At 42.9% G+C, this 14,873-nt stretch carries 12 protein-coding genes; 8 read left to right on the plus strand and 4 right to left on the minus strand.

What is annotated here, in order from left to right; translation table 11 throughout:
* A partial coding sequence (locus F6K51_RS31965) for a hypothetical protein (RefSeq protein WP_293028359.1) occupies window positions 1-200 on the plus strand: 200 nt, incomplete at its 5' end.
* Between the two features lie 461 nt (window positions 201-661).
* Entirely contained in the window at window positions 662-6,034 is a 5,373-nt protein-coding gene (locus tag F6K51_RS31970) for an SDR family oxidoreductase (RefSeq protein ID WP_293028361.1), read from the plus strand.
* 18 nt (window positions 6,035-6,052) lie between these two features.
* Here F6K51_RS31970 and F6K51_RS31975 read toward each other — a convergent pair whose 3' ends face one another.
* Both F6K51_RS31975 and F6K51_RS31980 read right to left on the minus strand, forming a co-directional pair.
* Entirely contained in the window at window positions 6,053-6,208 is a 156-nt protein-coding gene (locus tag F6K51_RS31975; RefSeq protein WP_293028364.1) for a hypothetical protein, read from the minus strand.
* Entirely contained in the window at window positions 6,208-6,351 is a 144-nt protein-coding gene (locus tag F6K51_RS31980) for a hypothetical protein (protein WP_293028367.1), read from the minus strand. The genes F6K51_RS31975 and F6K51_RS31980 overlap by 1 nt, the downstream gene beginning before the upstream one ends.
* Window positions 6,352-6,547: 196 nt before the next feature.
* Here F6K51_RS31980 and F6K51_RS31985 point away from each other — a divergent pair, with 196 nt between their 5' ends.
* Window positions 6,548-7,414 carry a ribonuclease HI family protein gene (locus tag F6K51_RS31985; RefSeq protein ID WP_293028370.1) on the plus strand — a complete coding sequence of 289 codons (867 nt, stop codon included), beginning with the start codon at window positions 6,548-6,550 and terminating at the stop codon, window positions 7,412-7,414.
* Window positions 7,415-7,939: 525 nt separating this feature from the next.
* On the plus strand, window positions 7,940-8,449 hold the full coding sequence (locus tag F6K51_RS31990) for a late competence development ComFB family protein (RefSeq protein WP_293028373.1): 510 nt from the start codon (window positions 7,940-7,942) through the stop codon (window positions 8,447-8,449).
* 6 nt (window positions 8,450-8,455) lie between these two features.
* On the opposite strand, the gene F6K51_RS31995 is transcribed toward F6K51_RS31990, so the two are convergent.
* Window positions 8,456-9,682 carry a transposase gene (locus F6K51_RS31995; RefSeq protein WP_293028376.1) on the minus strand — a complete coding sequence of 409 codons (1,227 nt, stop codon included), beginning with the start codon at window positions 9,680-9,682 and terminating at the stop codon, window positions 8,456-8,458.
* A gap of 83 nt (window positions 9,683-9,765) precedes the next feature.
* Here F6K51_RS31995 and F6K51_RS32000 point away from each other — a divergent pair, with 83 nt between their 5' ends.
* Together F6K51_RS32000 and F6K51_RS32005 are read left to right on the plus strand one after the other, a co-directional pair.
* Window positions 9,766-10,044, plus strand: coding sequence for a hypothetical protein (locus F6K51_RS32000; RefSeq protein ID WP_293028380.1), 279 nt, complete (start codon window positions 9,766-9,768; stop codon window positions 10,042-10,044).
* Window positions 10,045-10,254: 210 nt separating this feature from the next.
* Complete coding sequence (locus F6K51_RS32005; protein ID WP_293028383.1) at window positions 10,255-10,710, plus strand: SRPBCC family protein; 456 nt, start codon at window positions 10,255-10,257, stop codon at window positions 10,708-10,710.
* Between the two features lie 224 nt (window positions 10,711-10,934).
* Here F6K51_RS32005 and F6K51_RS32010 read toward each other — a convergent pair whose 3' ends face one another.
* Window positions 10,935-11,240, minus strand: coding sequence for a hypothetical protein (locus tag F6K51_RS32010; RefSeq protein ID WP_293028387.1), 306 nt, complete (start codon window positions 11,238-11,240; stop codon window positions 10,935-10,937).
* A 285-nt stretch (window positions 11,241-11,525) separates the two neighbouring features.
* Here F6K51_RS32010 and F6K51_RS32015 point away from each other — a divergent pair, with 285 nt between their 5' ends.
* Window positions 11,526-13,067, plus strand: coding sequence for an AAA family ATPase (locus F6K51_RS32015; RefSeq protein ID WP_293028390.1), 1,542 nt, complete (start codon window positions 11,526-11,528; stop codon window positions 13,065-13,067).
* A 131-nt stretch (window positions 13,068-13,198) separates the two neighbouring features.
* Window positions 13,199-14,873, plus strand: a 1,675-nt coding sequence (locus tag F6K51_RS32020; RefSeq protein WP_293028393.1) for a WD40 repeat domain-containing protein, incomplete at its 3' end; no start/stop codon positions are given.

Genomic DNA, 14,873 nt, shown 5'->3' on the forward strand with positions numbered 1-14,873 from the left:
ATCCCATCAACGACGAGCCAAGAGCCTATTTCGTTTGGGATTTGATTATCTGCGCTCAATTTTCACCAATCTTGACCACCAGTTCCCAGCTTTTCTTAACTCTCTCCATTTTTTGTCCTGTACTTAGACCTGTGGTTACCCTTCGGATACGGCGGTTTGCACCAAGGCAAGAATGTCTTAAAGCCAATCAGCGCCAATAAAGACTGTCCCTCATATATTTTATAAACGCTATATGTTCATTTTTTGATGAAATTACTGTTTACAAAAATCAGAGATATTCAGGTTTTTTTAAACTGTAATTATTTGTTTAACTTAATTACCAAGTTACTCACCCTTTGTATTCATATAAATAAAATTTTATATGTAATTATTTAGCTATCAGCTATCAGCTATCAGCTCTCAGCTTTGAGCAAGGAGCTTTTAAATAAAACAAGTAAGCATTCGTTTAATCTTTGTTACGTCAGCACCTCAAGTAGCTTGAGCTAAAAGCTCACGGCTGAATCCTGAATGCTGACGGCTGACGGCTGACGGCTGATGGCTGAATGCTTACGTTTATATTTATTTTTATATTAAATTTAAGTTTAAATCAATATATTTAAATACATTATTAATCAGCAATTAAACCCCTCGTCAAAAAAATACTCAACAAAAGTATCGAGAAATGCAGCCAGATATTACCAAGTATATAGGACAAGATAACGATAACATTATAGAAAAGCCAATCCAAGACTATCTGCCACAACTATTGACCAAAATCGAATCGGCTTTGTTAGCAAATTCGTTAGTTGACGACTGTGTTGTCCTGGAGAGTAAAATTACAGAAGAAAAGAAAAAAATAGCCCTCAGAGACAATTGTAGTTTTTTGCCTATTATTGCCTATGTAGTCTCAGCTGGATCATCTTCATCAGAACAACTGCGATCGCTCCTGCAAGGGGTCGTGTCAGACACCATCTCAGACACTCTGCTATCTAGTGGTGAACCAAAATTTGGTGAACCAAAAGTCCCCCCTAATTTCTCCCCTAACATAATTATTGTTCCGGTAACTACCTTGCCCCTAACTCCCACAGGTGAGATAGATCAACAAGCACTAGCTTCTGTAGAAATAATTGATACCGACTTAGTGCAGCAATGGGAAGAGCAGCTACAGTCATATAGTTATGGAGGGGCAGAAATCAAGCAAGTCGCCGTAGTTCTACAAGACTACACCCAGCCCGACACACCCCTACATCTATTAGACCTACTTCCACCCTCCACCGAAACTAGTCCAAAGCAACCTACAGAATTATCACAAGCCAAGCCCCTACCGAGCCCTTACCCCAAGGCATCTTCCGATTGCGTTCCCGTAGCGACTCAGGGGGAGCATCGCTCAAATTCCACCCCATCAAAACCCGCCATCAGTCATGGTGAAGCGCTACAGTTACCAACAGATATCTCAACTCTCTCCCAAGCGCTACTAAAAACTGCAAGGGTTGCGCCGGAGCAAGGGATTATCTATCTCGACTCTGATAGTCAGGGAAATACTCACCAAAACTATCAATCTTACCCAGCTCTCCTCGAAGAAGCACAGCAGATTCTTGGTGGCTTAAGAAAACTAAATCTAAAGCCTCAAGACAAAGTAATCTTCCAATTTGACCAAAATCAAGACTTCATTCCAACCTTCTGGGCTTGTATTTTGGGCGGTTTTGTCCCAGTCCCGATTGCGATCGCACCGACCTATGAGTCATCTAACAGTACTGTCAATAAGCTGTGCAATGCCTGGAAAATGCTAGAGCAACCGGTCATCCTAACCAGTGATACCCTTGCTCCAGCAATCCGTGGTTTATGCTTTCCCGTAGCGGCTCCTACCGAGCATCCCTTGCCCAAAAAAGAAATTTTAATTGAAACCGTAGACAACTTGCGCTCATCTGAGCCTGACCTAAATTACTATCACAGCCAACCGGATGATTTAGCAATATTGTTACTGACCTCTGGAAGTACAGGAATGCCTAAAGGCGTCAGGTTGAGCCATAGCAATTTAATTAATAATGTCGCCGCCAGTGCCCAGAGGAATAATCTGACCCAAGATGATATCTCCTTGAACTGGCTTAACTTAGACCATGTTGGCTCTCTGGTACGCTGTTGTATTCGGGATGTCTATGTCGGTAACCTGCAAATCCATGCTCCCGCTAAAGCTTTCTTGGAAAATCCCCTCAATTGGTTGGATTGGATTGAAAACTATCGGGTTACCTTTGCCTGGGCTCCTAATTTTGCCCTAGGTTTGATAAATCAGAAAATAAATCAGAAATCCGTTGCTAACAGCCACCGGAAATGGGATTTATCTTCCCTCAAATCTGTATTAAGTGTGGCTGAGCCGATTGTACCTCAAACTGCAAAGCGATTCTTGCAGTTGCTTTCTCCCCATGGGTTATCGGTCAATGCCATGCATTCAGCTTGGGGAATGTCTGAAACCTGTGCTGCTGTGGTATTTTCCCATCGGTACTTGTTGAATTTACCGTCGGATAACCAGTCTGTTAACCACTCTGTTGTAGAAGTTGGCAGACCTGTGCCTGGCTTTTCTGTGCGGATTGTGGATGCACTCGGACAAATAGTTGAAGAAGATACAGTGGGTCAGGTACAGATTTCTGGTCCGATGGTTAGTGATGGTTATTACCAGAATCCTGAGCTAAATCGAGAAGCCTTTACACCGGATGGATGGTTAAAAACCGGAGATAATGGTGTACTGCGTGACGGACGTCTCACGATTACCGGTCGAGAAAAAGATGTCATTATTATTAATGGTCTCAATCACTATAGTTATGAAATCGAAGCAGTGGTTGAGCAGGTAGAGGGGGTGATTCCCTCTTACACAGCAGCTTGCGGAATTCGACAACCAAGTAAAGATACTGACCAATTGGTCATTTTCTTCCATACTGATTGGTCTGAGGATGACCAGTTAACCCCATTACTCCAGGACATCTCCACTGAGGTGGTTAGCAAACTAGGGGTGAGTCCGAGTTATCTTATTCCTCTACCAAAACAGGCAATCCCCAAGAGTTCGATTGGGAAAATTTTGCGATCGCAACTCAAGGAGCAGTTTAACGCTGGTGAATTTGACCCGATTCTCAAAAAAGTTGATTGTCTTCTGGGTAATGAGAATACCCTTCCAGACTGGTTTTATCGTAAAGTTTGGCATCGAAAAGAAGCAGTCACCTTAGGTAGGACACCTACAAATGGTCGAACTCTGATATTTCTAGACTCCTTGGGATTAGGAGAAGTATTGTGCTCCAAGCTAGGTAAAGACCAATGTGTAGCAGTGGAACCCGGAGCCCCCGGAGCCGATTTTTTGCGACTTACAGGTGCCCAACTTACAGATGCCCAACTTACAGACAACCGCTATTCTATTGACCCCACCAATCCTGATCACTATCAGCAATTACTGAAGTCGTTGGTGGAAACCGACCAACCCATCGCACAGATTCTCCATTTGTGGACCTATGACGAGTATCCGGGAGAAATTGAGTCATCCGAAGCACTAGAACAAGCTCAGAATCAGGGCACTTACAGTCTACTATTTTTAATTCAGGCTTTGGATGGTTTGAAGTCACAGTTGAATTCACCCTTGAGAATTCTCAATTCAGAAGTCCAGTTGACTGTGGTTTCTAGCTATACACAGCCTACCTCGCCCCAGGATGACATTGCCTATGAGAAAAGTCCGATTCTGGGTCTGATCAAAACCTGTCCGAGAGAACTGCCTTGGCTGAACTGTCGCCATATCGATATACCTGTGGATGACCACCACATTAATGGGTTTCATATCCTGCGGGAAATGGCTGTATGTCAGAAAGAGCGAGAAGTAGCATACCGCAATCGCAACCGTTTGGTACCCTTACTCGAAAAAGCTGACCTACCCCAACTCGAAAAACAGGAATTGCCCTTTAAGCAAAAGGGAATGTATTTGATTAGTGGGGGTTTGGGAGGGATTGGAGTAGAAATTGCTAAATTTCTCCTAAACCACTATCAAGCTCGTCTGCTTTTAGTCGGTCGAACCCCCTTACCAGAGCCGACTACCAAAGGAAACCATTTAAAGGATGGAAATGGGTTAGCACCTGCCGTCAGAGCCTATCAAAACCTAGAGCAACTGGCCGAGCAACTGGGAGGAGAGATACGCTACGAGGCCGTGGATATTTGTGATTTAGCTCAGTTGCAACAGGTGGTTGAACGAGCCCAGTCTGACTGGCAAGCTTTCCTTGAAGGGGTCATTCATTTGGCCGGAATTGCCCCAGAACATTTTTTAGTAGAGGAAACCCGCAACAGTTTTGCTGCTACACTTCGTCCCAAGCTTTTAGGGTCGTGGGTACTGCATCAACTAATTAAAGATCAGCCAGACAGTGTTTTTATCAGCCTTTCTTCCGTGCTAGCCTTCTTTGGGGGAGCGACAATTGGTGCTTATGCTGCCGCTAATAATTTTCTAGAGTGCTTCTGCTACTACCAGCGGCACAAGACCTTGGTGCGCAGCTACTGCTATGGCTCAAGCACATGGGTTGAGACCACCCTCAATCGGAGTAAACAGATTAGGGAGTCCCGTCGTGCCTTAGGTCAGTACGGAATTTTCAACCAACAGGGAATCAATTCTATTCTCGCTGGGCTGCACCACGACCAACACTCCCTGATTTTGGGTTTGGATGGCAGCAATCCCTATGTTAGACGATACACCCAACAGCCACCATACCATCGGCAGCGGGTATCGGTATATTTCACGGCGGTTACAGAACTATCTGTTGCTCAGTTGCAGAGGTTAGAGGCATTCGTTCCTTTTGGAACCTCTATCACCCCTAAGTTTCAGCAACTCCAAGCTATGCCCCTAACTCCCGCAGGTGAAATCGACCGAGAGCAGTTGATTTCACCAAGCAAGGATACTGAAAACGTCTTGCCAGTAACTGATATAGAGCGTCAACTGGCTAGCATTTGGCAGAAGGTGTTGGGAGTTTCCCAGATTGGCATCGATGACAACTTCTTCGGGTTAGGAGGAAATTCCCTCCTAGCTGTGCAGCTATCTAGTGAGATTGAGAAGACCTTCGGCAAACAACTGCCCCTAGCTGCTCTATTCCAAGCACCAACCATCAAGCAACTCGCTCAACTTCTGTGCCAGTCAGAATGGTCATCCTCTTGGTTTTCCCTAGTGCCCATTCAACCTAGTGGTTCCAAGCCAGTTGTGTTTGCGATTCACATCCTTGGGGAAGGGTTTATATACTACCGCGATTTGGTACGTTATCTTGGTTGGGACTATCCAGTTTATGGACTAAGTTATGGACTAGCAGCGGCTACTAAAGCCGACAACATCAATACCAAACCGGGTATAGGTAATGGACTCAAGGAGTTAGCCGCTCACTACATTGAGGAAATGCGACGGTTTCAACCCGAAGGGCCTTATTTTCTACAAGGGGTATCCCTCGGAGGTCAAATCGCCTTTGAAATGGCTAAGCAGCTTGATGCTCAAGGTCAGACTGTAGCAATTGTTGCCTTGTTTGATAGCTATGCTATTGGTTATCAGTGGAAGCCCTACGAAAATACCACCGTCTTACAACGGTACACTTTATTTTGGATACAAAAACTACAAACCTATTGGAATAACCTTTGGAGACTTGAACCTCACAAAAGGCGAGCTTATTTGTCTGAGAGAATCAGAGCGTTTGTCAGACATTATAAATCTGGAGCATACAAACGGCAATTCCAGTGGTTTGCTAAAAAGTCTAACTTATCTACCGAACCTGCTTTACCAAACCCTAATTTGGTTGATGGCATCTCAGATATCCAAAATGCTAACTACGAGACTCAACCATCTGAGCTGTCATCAGTCTACCCAGGGAAAATAACTCTCTTTCGAGCTAAACAGCAACCTCCAGGACATTACCATGACCCTCTTAATGGTTGGGATGGTATGGCAGCTTCTGGCATTGAAGTTCACCATATTCCTGGTGATCATATCTCAATGATGCTAGAACCCAATGTCCGGGTTTTGGCTGAAAAATTGAAAGCTTGTTTAGATAAGCTTTAAGAAACTATTAAGGATGAACTATGAAAAGGGAGTCGGGAGTCGGGAATCGGAACCCACCCCTAACCCCTCCGAGGAGGGGTTAGGGAATCGGGAATCGGGAGTGTGGGGAGAGAGGGGAGTGTGGGAAGAATTTTCCACAACAGATGCAGCGCCGACCTGAGACGGTTTCCCCATCAGCAACGGTTGTGGTTTGTCCCATTAGCAACTGCATCTTGAGGGGGGAAGAAAATTGACTGTACCTGATAAATATCAGAAACGCTATAAAAATATTTCCTATCTCCCCATCTCCCCATCTCCCCATCTCCCCATCTCCCCATCTCCCCATCTCCCCACACCCCATCTCCCCATCTCCCCATCTCTCCACACCCCACACCCCACACCCCATCTCTCCACACGCCACACCCCACATACGCTAGTTGAGTCTATTACCTTATATATATATGCTTCCCTTCTTCAGAGGCATTTTGCGATGCTCTGTAGGAGCCGCTGGGTGAACGCAAAAGCGAATATTATATGAACAACCAATCAGTCAACTTAACAGCTAAGAAGACTAACAGCAAGCTTACTATCCTATTTGATGGGGGGTCTCGTGGGAATCCTGGCATAGCTGGTGCTGCTGCTGTTATTAAACAACCGGGAGCTAAAACCATTAGCGTTAGTCAATTTTTTCCTCATGCTACCAACAATGAGGCCGAATATACCGGAGCCATTCTTGGGTTGGAGAAGGCTTTGGAAATCGGTGCTGGGCAGGTAGTCCTAAAAGGAGATTCTCAACTGGTTATCAATCAGCTTAAAGGTACCTGGAGAGTTAAAACACCCCACTTACGACCGTTATGGACAAAAGCTAAGTCACTTCTGAACCAGTTTGACTCTGTTCAATTAGAGTGGATTCCCCGAGCACAGAATTCAGAAGCCGATGCCGTTGCGAATCAGGCTATGGATCAACGCAAAGGGGTTAGCGCTGTAAGAAAGAAAGCAACTGAGTTGTCCAAGGTTCAACCTTCTTTACCAAAACTTGCTGATCAGTTCTCTGAGTTGCCCAAGGCTAAACCTGTACCAAAACTTGCTAACCAGATCTCTGAGCTGATTGCCCTCGGAAAAAATGCTAAATTTAAAGATTTTCTTAAGTTAAAAAGTGGTCGGGATGAGTTTACTAGCAAGCGATTCCCCACCCTAAAGGAAATGGTACCTAGTCCTGTTCAAGATGCGATCGCATCGGCTATGGCTGATGCCGATGAATCTACCTTAGCCAGGGTATACCGCTGGTATCTCAGAGGATTACCGGTAGACCTAGCAATTAGAAAAGTCCAGGTCGATTTAGAAGTATCTGAAAATATTATCCAGCGTCGTCAAAAAAATCAACAAACCTTTGAATTATAACACATGATTATCCCTCTAGCAATCCTAGGGAATTTGTAACAAGTAAAAACTTTGATCAACCCCTCAGTACTTAGTAATTAGGACTAGATTTATACAAAATGCGACTGGTTCAGAATTAGGATTGCGATCGCAACCGTGGCTTTTGCCTGTGATCTATATCATAGGCGGAAAGCAAAAGATGAGTTACTATTGTGGGTACCAGATTTGGGTAGCAGATGTGGGTACCAGAGTCACCTGGCCAGGTGTAGGGTTAAGCTCAAACCAAAAAAAATACTAAAGAGCTATTGTTGAGAGTTCCTGACAGGATAAATAAAAGCTATCTATAAGTGCTTCACTACAGTAGTAGAAGCTCAGAGCTAATCCAACAGGAGTTCAATAAATTGGTTACTCAGAAACGGTGACCCCAACTAGGGGATTTGACGATCTGGTGCTTGGGTAGGCAGAACAAAATGTCTTTCACCTTGCCATCTTTGATATTGCCACTCGTCAAAGACTTTTTATTTATTGCAATAAATTGGTTAAGTCATGGAAGCACATCGATTACATCAAGCAATCAACTATCAAAATGTCATGGAAATCTTAGTGGCTCAGGAAATAGAGCTTCAAAAGTCTCGACTTTCCCCAAAGCTAGCTAAGTATATAAACCAGGTAGAAGTGGCTACCTACGCCCTCAATCGTTTACCACCTCTGTATGCTTCCTGTGAAGAGGGGAGGCGTCAGCAGCAGTTAAAGGGACACAAAAAACTAAGGCAGCAGATTACCACTACTGTGCGTCAAGCCTTTGCTGCGGTGCAACGAGACCCGATCAGGCTTTCTACACCAATTAGACCAGAAGAAGAAACTGAATCTCTAGCCGCTAAACTGGCTCTGCAAGAAATCCGGGAATTACTCAAAAATCAGGAAATAACATGGTATAACCTGGTCAGTATTGTCAGGCAAACCCTGATTCGAGCAACTCAGGTCAGAAAAAATCGGCAAAAAGAGCAGTCAAGAGACCCAATTTATGGTTGGAATGACTCTGGTTACCAGCTGTGACAGCTCCTACACTGACTCTTTGAGTTCAGTGTAGGCTTCCCAGCCAATCCGGGCATCCCTTAGGAGGCGCTGGGCTTTAAGAACGGACTGCCCTGCCGCTCTATTTCTTATATTGATCGCAGCATTGTGATCGCGATCCAAACTGCATCCACAATGGGGACAATCATGCCACCGGATATGCAGCTTTTTGGGAACTTTATTGCCGCAATTGGAGCAATTCTGTGAAGTGTTTTGAGCACTTACTGGAATCGCCAACAAGCCAGCATTCTCGGCTTTGCTTGTTAGGATCGTCAGAAAGTTTGACCAACCCGCATCCAACACAGATTTAGCCAATCGGGATAAGACAAGTCCCTTGACGTTTAATTTTTCGTGAGCAATTACGTCATATTTTGACAGCAAGTAATTGGCGGTTTTAAAGTGGAAGTCTTTCCGCTTGTCCGCCACTTTTTTGTGTTGCTTACCAAGCTGCTTGATAGCCTTAAGCCTGTTACTACCTCCCAACACCCGTCGAGAAACCCTTTTCTGTAGAACTCTCAGTCTTTTTTGAGATTTTCGATAGTATTGTGGGATCTCTATTGTTTCACCTTCGGAAGTAGTCAAGAAATCCTTAAGTCCAACATCAATACCAATTATTGAGTCGGGATTGATGTTAGGTTTAATTTCGGGAACCGTCTTATCTTCTAGAGATAAAACTAGGTAGTAGCCATCACATTTATTGGTGATAGAGGCTGTCTTAATTTTGAACCCATCAGGAATAGGGCGATGTAAAACAACTTTTACTTTGCCTATTTTTGGAAGGTTGATCAAATTGCTTTCCAAACACCCTTCTTTCATCTGGGGATAGGTAAATGTACGGTAGCGATGTGGTTTTTTGAACCTGGGTCTTCCGCTTCGCTTTCCGTTACTATCACCTTTAATGAATCTATCAAAAGCCAACTTAACCCTTTTTACAGCATCCTGAAGTACTTGAGAATGAATGTCTTTGTACCAGGGATGAGTTTTTTTGAGATTTGGTAAACTCTTTTTCTGACTGTAATAATCAGGGTTGTTCCTTAGCTCGGGAAGGTAACAAACAAGAGGACAGGCATTAATGGAGCAGCGATTTTGCTCGTACCAATTGAAACGATCAGCCAACAAGTAATTGTACTGGGCACATAGCATTGAAAGCCAGTGATCTATCTTGGCTCTTTGCTTTTTTGTTGGCTTCAATCGGTATTGGTACGCAATTATCATTTTACTTGTCCTCTAGTTTATCGACCTACTAGAATTATAGTGTACAGCTAGTCAAACCGCCAGTCATAATGAAAATAATAAAAATGACAATTAGACTTACCGATTTTGAAAAAAAACAATTAGAACAAGAAGCAGAACGGAGGGCAATGACTCAATCATCGCTACTTAGAAGCTTTATAGCTCGTCTCCCCGTTCGTGTAGCGTCGGCAAAGCCGAATCCCAGAGACTCTGTGCAAAATTCATCCCACACTCATGCTGCGCATGTTCGTTGTGGGGCTTCTTTTGCCGGACAGCTAACTTTGCGTTCGCGTAGCGTGACCTACGGTCAATCGCGTTTACAGCTTTACCTGTTAATAAGTTAACAGGTTTACCGGTTGATCAGTTGAAGGTTGACAAGTTGAAGGTTGACCGGTTGATAAGTTGAAGGTTGACAGGCTATAGTCTCCAAACCAGCGTTTTATATTTATTGATAACTTGTAGATATAAGGTACACAGGATTTTTTCCCTCTTACCTCCTCCCTGCTCCCTAAAACCCAAGACGAAACTACCTAACCCAATTTAAAACTGCTATAATGCTGCACTTTAACTATTCTACTGTGATCAATGCACCAGTTGACATAGTTTGGAACTTTCATGAGCGAGATGATATACTCGATCTGCTCACTCCACCCTGGCAACCAATCCAGGTGATCCGTCGTGAAGGAGGTTTAGGGATTGGAGCAGTTTCGGAATTTCGGATTTTTGTTGGTCTAATTCCCTTACAATGGAATGCTGTTCATACCGAGTATGAGCAATACCGACTCTTTAGTGATCAACAAAAAGAAGGACCCTTTGACTATTGGGTTCATCGCCATCAATTTATTCCAGAAGACCAGAAAACTCGGCTAACTGATTCCATTGAATTTGCTTTACCAGGAGGAGCGTTAGTGGAAGAAATGTTTGGTTGGTTAGTAACGCTGCAATTAGAGCAAATGTTTCGCTATCGCCATGAGGTAACCCAACGAGAATGTTGTAAATTGGTGAATTGAAAGGTAAACATTTTCTAAAAGTAGGGAACAGGGAACAGGGAACAGGGAACAGTAAATGTTGCGTAGGGTGCGTTAGTAACGCACCACGGGATCAAACAGCTTTTAGGAGATGCACCCGGCAAGAGGCAATAGGCAATAGGCAAGAAAGTATATAGGGATTTTACCACTACCATTAATACAAATATCCCCATCTCCCCATCTCCCCATCTCCCTATCTCCCCACACTAATCCCCTGTTTCATCTGACAATTTATCCATCATTTCCTCTAATTCTTCCTGTGAATCCTTGGCGAATTGGACACTAGTAATAGTGCCCAAAACTCCGCCCGATGCGGTCAGGCTTGCTTCCGACACTTTGTCAATATATAACAATCCGACACCAAATAAAGTCATCAACGCGGATGCAGCAGTTACACCAAGAGCAAGGTTGTAACTATGTCTTACTTGTCGTAATAATTCCCGGATGATTTCTTCTTTGATATTACGGTAGTCATCGTTATTTTGTGGCTTCTTAGAAAAACTAAACGTCATTGTTGCTCTCCTCAATCTTCTATCGTTGGCTGCTGATATTCGTATCCTATTCAGAGGAAACTATCTACGCCAAGGGCAAATGGGTTTAGTTGATGTTAGCCTTTGCCCTATTGTTGTAATCAGACTTACGAAGTTAGTCGGTTTTGCCCCCCTGCCCCCCAATTTTGGGGGGTAATCAAGTCAAAGTCCCCCAGAATTGGCGGATTTAGGGGGCGTTGCGTAAGTCCTGTGTAAAATAGATTAGGGCAAATAGGTTAATCAAGAAAAACCTATCTGCCCTAGTTGGTGAAATTCCCAGTAACCACGAGTTACATAACTCCCGACTCCCGACTCCCGACTCCCGACTCCCGACTCCCGACTCCCGACTCCCGACTCCCGACTCCCGACTCCCGACTCCCGACTCCCTGCTCGCTGCTCCCTGCTCCCTGCTCCCTACTCCCTAAAATCAAAATGCGTGAATCTGACAAAGTGCGATCGAGTCAGCAAGGTAAAGCTAGACTCAAACAAGCTTACAAAGACGCTAGACTAACTCAAGAGAAACTAGCACAGCATGCCCGTGTCTCTGTGGATACCGTTAAGCGCTTGCTTGGTACTAAAGATTGTCCCCATGGAGTAGAAAGATGGGCAGTTAGAAATATTTGCAACGTTCTAAAGATTAAACCAACTGATATCGTTGACAAAAAAGACTGGGAGCCTCAACAGCAGTTACCACCAGAGTTTGAACAACTTATTCAAGACAAAACTCACTTATTTTGCGGACGTCAGTTTGTCTTTAAGGCTATTGAAGACTTCTTCAGCAACACTACTCATGGCTACTTTACTGTTATTGGTGATGCCGGGATGGGTAAAAGCGCCATTGCTGCTAAGTATGTATTAGACAACCCAGACGCTATTTGTTTTTTTAATAGTCGTGCTGAGGGCATGAATCGTCCAGAATTATTCCTCAGGAAAATCCGTCAACAATTGATCACTCGTTACCAGTTGTCAGATGCTCAAGATGCTGATTTATCAGCGTTGTTGGCTAAGGTTAGGGAAAAATTATCTGCCGGTGAACGGTTGGTGATTGTTGTGGATGCCTTGGATGAAGTTGACCAAGAGGGATCTGGTAATCTTTTATATTTACCGACTATTTTGCCAGACGGTGTTTATTTTATCCTGACCAGAAGACCGTATAATCAGAATGAGAAAAGGCTGCGGTTATCCCCGAGTACACCAAGCAAAGAATTGGATTTAAGGGAAAAGTCTAAACAAAGCAATCAAGATGTAAAAGAGTATATTTGGCAATTGCTTAATCATAATAACTATAAACAGGGGTTGAGTCAGTGGATTAACCAGCAACGTGCCCTCTCTAACCAGGAATTTGTAGAACAAATTGCCGTAAAAAGCGAAAATAATTTTATGTATTTGCGCTGTGTGTTGCCAGCCATAGCCGATGGCTTTTATAATGATAAACCATTGAATGAATTACCCGTAGGGTTACAAGGCTATTACGAAAACCATTGGCAACTGATGGGGATGACAACCAAGCCTTTACCCAGGGCTAAAATTAAAATTGTTTATGTGATGTGTGCCTTACGTAGTGCAGCTTCTCGTAAAATAATTGCTAACTATTCTAAGCAAGATGAATTCACCGTGCAGGAAGTGCTTGATGGATGGCAGCAATTTTTACAGAAACAAGAAAGCTATCGACCACCACGTTATCGATTTTATCACGAAAGTTTCCGAGATTTTTTGCATCGACAGGATATTGTGCAAGCAGCAGGCGTGATGTTACCTAATATTATTACTGAAATTGCGGATAATATGACAGAAGGGCTGGAGTTATGAGTTTTGTAGGGTGTGTTAGGGGCGGTCGCCCTAATTTTCCGACTCTTCGTGCTTGGTTACGACAGCCAGCCCCGTAACGCACCACCGGATCAAAGATCAAACAGCATGCATTGAGATGCACCCCTTGAATTATGAGTAATCTTCGCAGTTGGTTAGGGCAAAAATCACCAGAGGAAATAGAGCATTTCTTGGGTGATATTCCCCGTTTATGGTTAGAAGGTGGTCAACTTAACAAATTATCTCGTTTGTTAAGTAATTATGAGTTTATAGAAGCCAAACTTAATCATCCTGAATTTGGCATCAAGGCACTGATTGAAGATTATGAGTTGATTAATGATATAGACTTAGCTCATCCAGACTACAGCGAGCAAACGATAAAATCACTGAAGTTAATTCAGGGAGCATTGCGACTATCAAAACATATATTAAGTCAAGATCAAAATCAATTAGCAGGGCAACTTTCAGGGCGTTTACTAGATTGTGATACCCTAGACATTCAACGATTATTACAACAGATACCGCAAACTGAAACTACTTGTTTGCGTAGCTTGACAGCTACGTTAAATCCTCCTACTGGACCCTTACTCTCTACCCTTAGTGGTCATGGTGACTCGGTAAATGCCGTTGCTGTCACACCAGATGGAACCATGGTAATTTCTGCTTCATCGGATCACACCGTTAAAGTGTGGGATTTGAATACAGGTGCAGAAGTCTTAACATTAACAGGTCATACTTCTCCAGTAAATGCTGTAGCGGTTACTCCTGATGGAACTAGGGTAATTTCTGGTGCCTCTGATAATACAGTTAGAGTCTGGAGTTTAGCAACAGGTAAAGAAATACAGAGATTTAACCGTCATAGTCTCCCTGTAGTTGCTTTAGCCGTTACTCCCGATGGCAAGAAAGTGGTTTCAGCATCAATTGCAAACTATGAATCTATGAAAGTCTGGGATTTGGAAACTGCTAAAGAAGAGTTAACCCTAATCGGTCATGGAGACTTAGTGAGAACTGTTGTTATCACCTCGGATAATCGCGTAATTTCTGGATCAGATGATGGAACTATCAAGGTTTGGAATTTAACAAATGGCAAAATGCTTTTCAGGAAGATACATGGGCAGAAAGATTTCCAGGGTCGTGTAAATTCGGAGCCAGTATATGCAATGGCAGTTAGTCGTGACGATAAGTGGCTAATTTCTGCTGGTTCTAGTCATAAGGCTACAAACATTATTATAATCTGGAATTTAGAAACGCGAACAAAAGCTTTCACCCTTGAAGATGATAACAATCCTATTAGTGCTCTTGATCTTACACCTGATGGTAAACAAGTAATTTCTGCTTCCTTCGATAATACTATTAAAGTTTGGAATATAAAATATCAAGAAAAAAAATTAACTTTTATTGGTCATGATTACTCAATCTATGATATAAAAGTAACACGAGATGGTAATAAGATTATTTCTGCTTCAAAAGATCAAACACTCAAGGTTTGGAATTTAGAATTCCAAGATCAACACATTCAAGTAATAGAAAATAAAAATTCAGTAAATGATGTTACCATTACTCCTGATGGCAAGCAAGTAATTTGTGTCTCAAAAAATAAAATCATAACAGTTTGGGATTTAGAACAAAAGAATATACTTTATGGTTTTTATAGCAATCACAACTCTAACTATAATCTTGTCATAAGAAAAAGTCAAATTTTTGAAAAATATATATTGCTTTTTTATTCATGGTTGAAAAGAGTATTTTCGATATTTTTTGTAATATTATTTCCTATATTACTTGTGAGTATTTTTATTATTATACTGA

This window comes from Moorena sp. SIO3I8 (assembly GCF_010692325.1).
In the GTDB taxonomy this organism is placed as follows: Bacteria; Cyanobacteriota; Cyanobacteriia; order Cyanobacteriales; family Coleofasciculaceae; genus Moorena.